Source organism: Exobacillus caeni (assembly GCF_005747095.1).
Lineage (GTDB): Bacteria > Bacillota > Bacilli > Bacillales > Guptibacillaceae > Exobacillus > Exobacillus caeni.
The window spans coordinates 1-1,586 of sequence record NZ_SWLG01000049.1; the positions used below are offsets into that span (position 1 = coordinate 1).

The 1,586-nt window shown below is 55.7% G+C and carries 1 rRNA gene; it reads left to right on the plus strand.

What is annotated here, in order from left to right:
* Positions 1 to 1,549: ribosomal RNA gene (locus tag FCL54_RS23640) — 16S ribosomal RNA — on the plus strand.
* Positions 1,550 to 1,586: the final 37 nt, after the last annotated feature.

Here is a 1,586-nt window from a genome sequence, read left to right on the forward strand (position 1 = left end):
TCGGAGAGTTTGATCCTGGCTCAGGACGAACGCTGGCGGCGTGCCTAATACATGCAAGTCGAGCGAAGAGATGGGAGCTTGCTCCCTGATCTTAGCGGCGGACGGGTGAGTAACACGTGGGCAACCTGCCTGTAAGACTGGGATAACTCCGGGAAACCGGGGCTAATACCGGATGACAGGAGACACCGCATGGTGTCTCCTTGAAAGATGGCTTTTAGCTATCACTTACAGATGGGCCCGCGGCGCATTAGCTAGTTGGTGGGGTAATGGCCCACCAAGGCCACGATGCGTAGCCGACCTGAGAGGGTGATCGGCCACACTGGGACTGAGACACGGCCCAGACTCCTACGGGAGGCAGCAGTAGGGAATCTTCCGCAATGGACGAAAGTCTGACGGAGCAACGCCGCGTGAGTGATGAAGGCCTTCGGGTCGTAAAGCTCTGTTGTTAGGGAAGAACAAGTACCGTTCGAACAGGGCGGTACCTTGACGGTACCTAACCAGAAAGCCACGGCTAACTACGTGCCAGCAGCCGCGGTAATACGTAGGTGGCAAGCGTTGTCCGGAATTATTGGGCGTAAAGCGCGCGCAGGCGGTCCTTTAAGTCTGATGTGAAAGCCCACGGCTCAACCGTGGAGAGCCATTGGAAACTGGGGGACTTGAGTACAGAAGAGGAGAGTGGAATTCCACGTGTAGCGGTGAAATGCGTAGAGATGTGGAGGAACACCAGTGGCGAAGGCGGCTCTCTGGTCTGTAACTGACGCTGAGGCGCGAAAGCGTGGGGAGCAAACAGGATTAGATACCCTGGTAGTCCACGCCGTAAACGATGAGTGCTAGGTGTTGGGGGGCTACCACCCCTCAGTGCTGAAGTTAACACATTAAGCACTCCGCCTGGGGAGTACGACCGCAAGGTTGAAACTCAAAGGAATTGACGGGGGCCCGCACAAGCAGTGGAGCATGTGGTTTAATTCGAAGCAACGCGAAGAACCTTACCAGGTCTTGACATCCTCTGACACCCCTAGAGATAGGGCGTTCCCCTTCGGGGGACAGAGTGACAGGTGGTGCATGGTTGTCGTCAGCTCGTGTCGTGAGATGTTGGGTTAAGTCCCGCAACGAGCGCAACCCTTGATCTTAGTTGCCAGCATTCAGTTGGGCACTCTAAGGTGACTGCCGGTGACAAACCGGAGGAAGGTGGGGATGACGTCAAATCATCATGCCCCTTATGACCTGGGCTACACACGTGCTACAATGGACGGTACAAAGGGCAGCGACACCGCGAGGTGAAGCGAATCCCATAAAGCCGTTCTCAGTTCGGATTGCAGGCTGCAACTCGCCTGCATGAAGCCGGAATTGCTAGTAATCGCGGATCAGCATGCCGCGGTGAATACGTTCCCGGGCCTTGTACACACCGCCCGTCACACCACGAGAGTTTGTAACACCCGAAGTCGGTGAGGTAACCTTTTGGGGCCAGCCGCCGAAGGTGGGACAAATGATTGGGGTGAAGTCGTAACAAGGTAGCCGTATCGGAAGGTGCGGCTGGATCACCTCCTTTCTATGGAGTAACACGACGTGATAGAGAGCTATCACAA